This window comes from Desulfobacula sp. (genome assembly GCF_014237455.1).
GTDB lineage: Bacteria > Desulfobacterota > Desulfobacteria > Desulfobacterales > Desulfobacteraceae > Desulfobacula.
On sequence record NZ_JABZFL010000047.1, the window covers coordinates 1 to 6,730 of the forward strand.

Genomic DNA, 6,730 nt, shown 5'->3' on the forward strand with positions numbered 1-6,730 from the left:
ATAGTATGTTTGGCAAAATGAAATGCTTTATCATCAGTTTGATCAACTTGGACGTAAAATCCTTGTTTGCCGACACTCAGAGCAAAACGACTGGCTTCGCTGATTTTTTTTGATAGCTCTTCCGTTGTTGCAGTCAGTTCTTTCAATGGTACAACTTTATTTACTAAACCGAGTTCCTTAGCCTCTTGAGCCGGAAAATTGCGCCCGGTTAAAAGCATTTCCATAGCCATTTTTCGTCCGATGGCTCTTGATATAGCAACCATAGGAGTTGAGCAAAAGAGTCCAATTTTAACCCCTGGTGTAGAAAATTTTGCGTCTTCACTTGCTATAACCAAATCACACCATGCTGCAAGCTGGCACCCTGCGGCAGTTGCAATTCCTTGTACTTGAGCAATAACTGGTTGCGGGATTTCGTGAATTAACTGCATCATTTTAGTGCATTGATCAAAGATAAATTTATATTCTTTCACTCCTGAATTTACCATTTCAGACAAATTATGTCCTGCGCAGAAGTGTTTGCCAGCGGCTCTTATGATTATTACTTTGACCGATTCATCAGTTGATACCTTTGATAAAGCATCAATCATCTCTTCAATCATTCTTTTTGATAGAGCATTTATAGTTTTTGGGCTGTTCAAGGTAAGAATACCAATTGACCCTTCAGTTGAAAACAGAATCTCTTTATATGTCATTTTTTTCTCCTCTACACCGTTCAAGTCATAAATCAAGGTAAAACAATTACTTTCTACACCTTTGCAAAAGTTGAGAGCAATTACAAACATAAATTCTTGCAGCATGTTTCCTGTTCGCCTCTTGTTTTTGGCTTTCAAAGAATATATGAAGCATTTTGCAAAGTAAATCCTTGGGAAACATTAGTTAAAGTGTTTATACTGGAAAGTTACAATACTGTGATATGAAAAAATTAAAAATAAATAATATCCGCTTCTGGCGCAGGACAGTCCAAACGTCCATTGCTGTTTTCTTTGCCCTGATTCCCCTGCTCAACGCCAATGGTTTCAAATTTGTCTGGGGGAATTTTTTAAATACCCATATCGGCTGCCTGACATTTTCAGACCCCCTTGCAGTTTTACAGGTGATGATCAGCAACCGGATCATCCCTTCGGGGCTTTTGCTGGGGGCCGGCCTTGTTCTTGGCATTTCCTTTTTTTTCGGCATAGTATTCTGCTCCTGGATGTGCCCCTTTGGATTATTATCAGAATTGACAAACACACTTTCCCGGCGGTCAAAACTGGGGAAAAATATAAATATCAAATTTTTGAAAAACGCTCCAGCAGTTAAGTTGATAATCTTTTGTGCCGGGTTTACTGCTGTTTTTTTGTTTTTCCGTTCACCGGCCTTAAACCAGGTGTCCCTGCCTTTTCAATATTCAAATATTTTTCAATACATGTTTATGCAAAAATATATTTTCGGAGCAACCTGGTTTTTGATTATGGTTTTATCCATTGAGTTTATTTTTTGTAAACGCCTGTGGTGCCGTTGGATCTGTCCCCAGTCTGTCCTTATAATAATAGCCGGGCGATTAAACCCCCTTGGTCTTAAAATAATTTTTAAACAGAAAAACTGCATTTCAGCCAAGGCCTCGCCTCCTTGCCAAAAAGCCTGTTCCCTTGACCTCGACCCCAGGAAAATAGTCTTAACAAACCAGTTGCAATGCAACAATTGCGGTGACTGCATAGATGCCTGCAGAAAAACAGGCAAGGCCATTGATTTTGGTTTTAAAAAGTACTATAAATAGTATTATTAATAGTAACTTTAAATTAGATAATGGGGTTTATTATGAATATTATAACAGCCAACCAGCTCAAGACAAAGGGAGTCTCAGCGATTCAAAACAATCTTTCAGAAAATCATGAACTGGTGATTACAGTTAGGGGTAAAGAAAAATTTGTTGTCATGGATATGAAGCACTATAACTATCTGAGGGAATGTGAACTCGATGTCGCACTCCATCAAGCCAAAATTGATTATCGAAATGGAAACTATATCACAGAAAATGTTGAAGACCATATCAAAAGAATCACACAATGACATATAAACTCATTTACACAAACAGCTATATTAAGCGGGCTTCAAAATTTGTCAAAAAACATCCTGAATTATTATCTCAATATAAAAAAACACTTAAAATTTTAGAGATAGACCCTAACCATCCATCTTTGAGACCTCATCATTTAAAAGGAAGATTAAAAGATCTGTATTCAATCTCCATTAATATATCTTATAGAATCACCCTTGAATTTTTTGTTACAGAAAAAGAAATTATTTTAGTGAATGTCGGACATCGCGATGAAGTCTATTAAACATTTGATTAATTCTTCATCATCAAAAGCTTAAAAAAAATGTGGCTTAACTCGGTCTCCAGTTTTTTTGGGGAGGATTAGTTGTTAATCAGAAGATATATATAGATCTATAAATTCACCAACTTTAGCACTGTGCGTTTCTTTATTGCTTCCCATCAATTCAAAGCTTGAAAAAGGTATTAATTTTACCATTTTCTCCATTATATCAATGCCGTGAAGATTGTCTGTTTTTGCACCGATAACCACAACTGGCGATTTGACATCTGATAATTTTTTCCATAAAGAGTAATTTCTAATTGCGTAAGCATTTGCTTTTAACCTAACAGGCTCGGCTGCATCAATAGTTCCGCAGTATTTTTTTACCTGACCCGGCTCATTTTTCTTGTCCAACCTGACATAACTCAAATACGCTTTTAATATAGGCTTAATTACAGTGTATAATACGGCCGGGAAGAATTTTATTATAAACAAAATCCAGCCTGGAAATGGAAAATCACAAATAGGTGAAACCAGAAAAGAATTTACAGACTGCCTCTTTTTTGTGGCAAGATAATCAAGAATCACGGTAGCTCCCATTGAACTCCCGGCAAAGTAGAATGGTTGACCTTTGGGGATCATTTCACTAACCAATGTATCTAAATCACGGCTCATCTGGTCAATGGACAGATCAATTATTTTCATATTTGGGAATTTTGCACTTCTTTTCTCCCGTGTTTCAACATAAAGAATTCTATATTTTGGCGCAAGAGTACTCAATACATCTTTCCAGCCATTAATCAATGATACCCAGCCTGCAACAAAAACAATAATAGGTTTTTCAGGATCAGAATTATTAGGTTCAAAGTCAAATATTTTTATTTCAACTTTATCTGGCAGGCAAAGAGTTTTTTCTTTTACCCTGAAATTTTTGTTTAATAAAAAATCACCAAGCATTATTATTTTTTCATTAACGCTGAACATCTGCGACTTGTCCGGCAGCATGTTTTTGTTAAGAAATCCTTTCGTTTTATTTGTTTTTATAACCCCATTAAGGATTGGGCCTCATCCAGCACCTTGTCCATCACCTCAAGGATGTAATCAATATCTTCATTTTCAACGGTCATGGGCGGTCTTATTTTTAAGATATTGTCATAGGGACCTTCGCTGCCCATAAGAATCCGGTGTTCGCGCATGCGGTTTTTAACGTAATCTGCCAAAACGGTTCCAGGTTCACGGGTCTGCAGGTTCTTCACCAGATCAAGACCGATGAAAAGCCCGTAGCCGCGGACATCCCCAACAATCTCATATTTTTTCTGCAAACCGTGTAGCCCTGCCAGAAGTTTATCTCCCATCTGTTTGGCGTTTTTCTGCAAGTGTTCATCTTCAACAATGTTGAGCACCTCAAGGCCCGTACGGCAGGACAAGGTGGAACCGCCAAAGGTGGAGAAAAACTCAGGCCCTTTAGCAAAACTGTCAGCGATCTGTTTTGTCGTGACCACAACGCCCAAAGGATGGCCGTTACCAATGGGTTTGCCCAGAACGACAATGTCAGGAACGACACCCTGCTGCTCAAAGCCAAAGTAATAGTCGCCAAGGCGCCCCAGACCCGTTTGCACTTCATCGGCAATGCAGACACCGCCTGCTTTCCGAATTTTTTCATAAACGGCCGGCAAATAGCCTTTGGGCGGGATGATCTGGCCGCCAACGCTGGGGAAAGTTTCTGCAATAAATCCAGCTAATTTTCCGTCGCAGGCGCTTATGTTGGCAAGGGCCTCATCCACCAGATCCGCATACTTTTGTGCGATATCTGCCTCGCCGCGCCGGAAACGACCGCGAAAGTCGTCGGGCACCTCAATTAGGTGCACCCATTCCGAGGGACCGACCCCGCCTTTGGCGTTAAACTTGTAAGCTGAGATATCGATGCAGCCAGTGGTGTTGCCGTGATACCCATGATCCGGGGTGATCATATCCTTACCGCCGGAATGGGCTCGGGCAAGCCGTAAAGACAGCTCGTTGGCTTCGGAACCTGAGTTGACAAAAAAGCAGACCGACAGTGCTTCAGGCATATAGGAAGCGATCTTTTCGGCAAAGGCGATCTGGGCCGGATGAAGATAGCGGGTGTTGCTGTTCATGCGCTGCAACTGGTCGGCAGCGACTGCCTGGATGCGGGGATGGGCATGGCCCACGTGGGGAACGTTGTTATAGCTGTCCAAAAAGGGTCTCCCCCACTCGTCAAACAGGTGGGTCTTCCAGCCGCGCAGGAACATGACAGGGTCGGTGTAGGTCAGTTTCAGGTTCTGCCCGAACCTTGCCTTTCGTTCGGCCAGTACCCCGACCTTAGAGGGCGGCCGGTAAGCAAGTCTTTCATCATCAAGGTTCAGGATGGCCGCCGGGTTGGGATAAAGCATAGACCAGAAGTTAAGTTCATCCGGGTCCACGGCGCCGGGCCAGTTGGGATTGGTATTGATCAGACCTGTCTGAAAGTGCAGGTGCGGCGCCCATCCACCATTGTGCTGTTGTTCGCCGAGGGCAGCAATGACCTGCCCTTTTCCAATGAGCTGTCCCGCAGTGAGTGCTCCAATCGATTCCGGGTTCAGGTGGCCGTAAAGGGTGAAAAAGGGCGCGCCCTTTTCGGTTTCATGACGAAGGATGACAAGGCCGCCGTAATCCAGGTTATCCTTTCGGTTCTCAACGGCTTCCACCGTGGCGTTCAACGGCGCGTGAACCCTTGTGCCGGCCGGGGCAAAAATATCCACCCCGATATGGACTGTTCTGCGGTTGCTGGCCTTAAAAGGACCTTTGTAAAAGGCCTTGTCCGTATAGATCAGGCGGGGTTCAGCGTAATATCCCAAATGGAAGCCTTGGGTTTCAACATCGAGGGTCGTGGCCTCCTCAGGAGTCAGATCGAATGGATTCTGCGGCAGGGTGCTTTCGGCCACGGACAGGCTGACACGGGGCAGAGTATCCAGAGGTTGGCCTAAAACCTGGGCAAAGCACCCGCGGTTTTCATCCAGCCACTCCATTATCGATTTGGCGCTGTCGTTCACTCCTAATCCGCAAGCGACACGCAGACGGGCTGCAATCAGATCCGGGTTGACCTTCCGGGACTCCAGAAACGCCCAGGCAGGTCCCTGGGAAATCAAGACGTAGGGATCATCGGGCTTTTCCTGAGCCATCATTGTGGAGTTTACCACAGAAACGGCCAGACGAAGACGTAAAAGGGGCCAAATCATGTCGATTTCTTTGAGGGATAGCGGATAAGCGCTGTGAAACCCTTTTACCAAATCTTCCAGTGCACTTTCCGGGTTCGGGTGATCCAGTACCACGTAGGCGGCTGCAATGGCCAGGTCACAGACTACTGGAGCCGCACACATATCCCCTAAATCAATGATCCCTGAGATGGCAGGGGAATCGTGCAGGCTGCCGGTCACCAGAATATTGTAATCATTGATATCGTTGTGAATGGCCTGGGAGGGCAGGGCATCAAGACCCGCCTTGATTCCTGCAAAATCATCCAGAATTTGTCTGATTATCTTTTGTCGGGTTGCATCGGCAATCATTCCCAGGTTATCTGCAATCCAGTCTCCAGAGGGCAGGTGCCACTTAAATTCCCGGTAAAGTCCGGAATGATCAAAACCTGTCAGCGCATTATCCATAGCGCCAATGGTTTCTCCAAGCTTGAGGATAAGGTGACGGGTCTTGGGTTTAAATTCAGCCCAGGTTTTTCCATCAAGGTTTTCAAGCACCCAGAGAATCCGGTCGCAGCCTTTTTCGTTTTTGCAGATTTCAAAGGGCCGGCCTTTTTGGGATGGCACAACAAGCGGCAAAGAAAAGGTACGAAGGTGATTCAGTGCACAGCACTGCAGGTCTACAAAATCGGTTTGGCAACCGTCCCGCATCACTTTGAGGATATGGGTGGAATCGATCCGAAAATTCAGATCATACTCACCGTCAAGTTGCCTAAACCTGCCTTTGATGCCCCAGAGGTTTTGAACCGCCTGCTGCCAGTACTTTGTCATGCGTTTCTCCATACGGGAATAGGTTAAAAAATTTGTGGGTTTAAGAAAAACCGTTAACAAAAGCCACGGGTTCGCGCTCCGTCACATCGCCAGTAACTAACTGCGCACCCATTTTGCGCAGAGCCTGAGTTGATGAGCTTTTCGGCTTGCGAACCAGTATGATTACTTTCCAATTGCGTTGAAGGAGACACTGAGTGAGAGGCTGTCCAATAAATTCGGTTCCTCCTGTTAGAAAAACTTGCATATGTTCCTTCTTACTTCATTTTCCTTGTTTAACATTTTTCCAGAAAAACGTAAGCGCTTAAGGAACCACACCCTCAAGGCGTGTGAAAATCAGATATAAATTTAAACGGCGGGACCTGCAAGCAGGGTCTTGTCAACATTTTGCGGCATCAGAGCCATAAAGTCATC

Annotated in this window: 7 protein-coding genes; 3 read left to right on the forward strand and 4 right to left on the reverse strand. The window is 44.0% G+C overall.

Annotated elements, in window-relative coordinates; all coding sequences use genetic code 11:
• Window positions 1–797, reverse strand: a 797-nt coding sequence (locus HGJ91_RS06680; RefSeq protein ID WP_291346934.1) for an enoyl-CoA hydratase-related protein, incomplete at its 3' end; no start/stop codon positions are given.
• A gap of 116 nt (window positions 798–913) precedes the next feature.
• Between HGJ91_RS06680 and HGJ91_RS06685 the strand changes: the two genes are divergently transcribed.
• Genes HGJ91_RS06685 through HGJ91_RS06695 form a run of 3 tightly spaced genes read left to right on the forward strand, consistent with a single transcriptional unit; the run spans window position 914 to window position 2,321 of the window.
• Complete coding sequence (locus HGJ91_RS06685; RefSeq protein ID WP_291346935.1) at window positions 914–1,756, forward strand: 4Fe-4S binding protein; 843 nt, start codon at window positions 914–916, stop codon at window positions 1,754–1,756.
• Window positions 1,757–1,797: 41 nt separating this feature from the next.
• Window positions 1,798–2,049 carry a type II toxin-antitoxin system prevent-host-death family antitoxin gene (locus HGJ91_RS06690; RefSeq protein WP_291346936.1) on the forward strand — a complete coding sequence of 84 codons (252 nt, stop codon included), beginning with the start codon at window positions 1,798–1,800 and terminating at the stop codon, window positions 2,047–2,049.
• The gene (locus HGJ91_RS06695; RefSeq protein WP_291346937.1) at window positions 2,046–2,321 is read left to right on the forward strand and encodes a hypothetical protein; all 276 of its coding nucleotides are present in this window, start codon (window positions 2,046–2,048) and stop codon (window positions 2,319–2,321) included. Before HGJ91_RS06690 ends, HGJ91_RS06695 begins: the two co-directional genes overlap by 4 nt.
• An 84-nt stretch (window positions 2,322–2,405) precedes the next feature.
• On the opposite strand, the gene HGJ91_RS06700 is transcribed toward HGJ91_RS06695, so the two are convergent.
• Genes HGJ91_RS06700 through HGJ91_RS16505 form a run of 3 tightly spaced genes read right to left on the reverse strand, consistent with a single transcriptional unit; the run spans window position 2,406 to window position 6,563 of the window.
• Window positions 2,406–3,281, reverse strand: coding sequence for an alpha/beta hydrolase (locus tag HGJ91_RS06700; RefSeq protein WP_291346938.1), 876 nt, complete (start codon window positions 3,279–3,281; stop codon window positions 2,406–2,408).
• Between the two features lie 56 nt (window positions 3,282–3,337).
• Window positions 3,338–6,319 (reverse strand): aminotransferase class III-fold pyridoxal phosphate-dependent enzyme, encoded by a 2,982-nt coding sequence (locus tag HGJ91_RS06705; RefSeq protein WP_291346939.1) that lies wholly within the window; start codon window positions 6,317–6,319, stop codon window positions 3,338–3,340.
• A 40-nt stretch (window positions 6,320–6,359) separates the two neighbouring features.
• The gene (locus tag HGJ91_RS16505) at window positions 6,360–6,563 is read right to left on the reverse strand and encodes an NmrA family NAD(P)-binding protein (protein ID WP_367142580.1); all 204 of its coding nucleotides are present in this window, start codon (window positions 6,561–6,563) and stop codon (window positions 6,360–6,362) included.
• Window positions 6,564–6,730 lie beyond the last annotated feature (167 nt).

Bases quoted from the DNA above. Each gene is read 5' to 3' on its own strand.
- HGJ91_RS06685 (WP_291346935.1), top strand. From the start codon at position 914: ATGAAAAAATTAAAAATAAATAATATCCGCTTCTGGCGCAGGACAGTC.
- HGJ91_RS06690 (WP_291346936.1), top strand. From the start codon at position 1,798: ATGAATATTATAACAGCCAACCAGCTCAAGACAAAGGGAGTCTCAGCG.
- HGJ91_RS06695 (WP_291346937.1), top strand. From the start codon at position 2,046: ATGACATATAAACTCATTTACACAAACAGCTATATTAAGCGGGCTTCA.
- HGJ91_RS06700 (WP_291346938.1), bottom strand. From the start codon at position 3,281: ATGTTCAGCGTTAATGAAAAAATAATAATGCTTGGTGATTTTTTATTA.
- HGJ91_RS06705 (WP_291346939.1), bottom strand. From the start codon at position 6,319: ATGACAAAGTACTGGCAGCAGGCGGTTCAAAACCTCTGGGGCATCAAA.
- HGJ91_RS16505 (WP_367142580.1), bottom strand. From the start codon at position 6,563: ATGCAAGTTTTTCTAACAGGAGGAACCGAATTTATTGGACAGCCTCTC.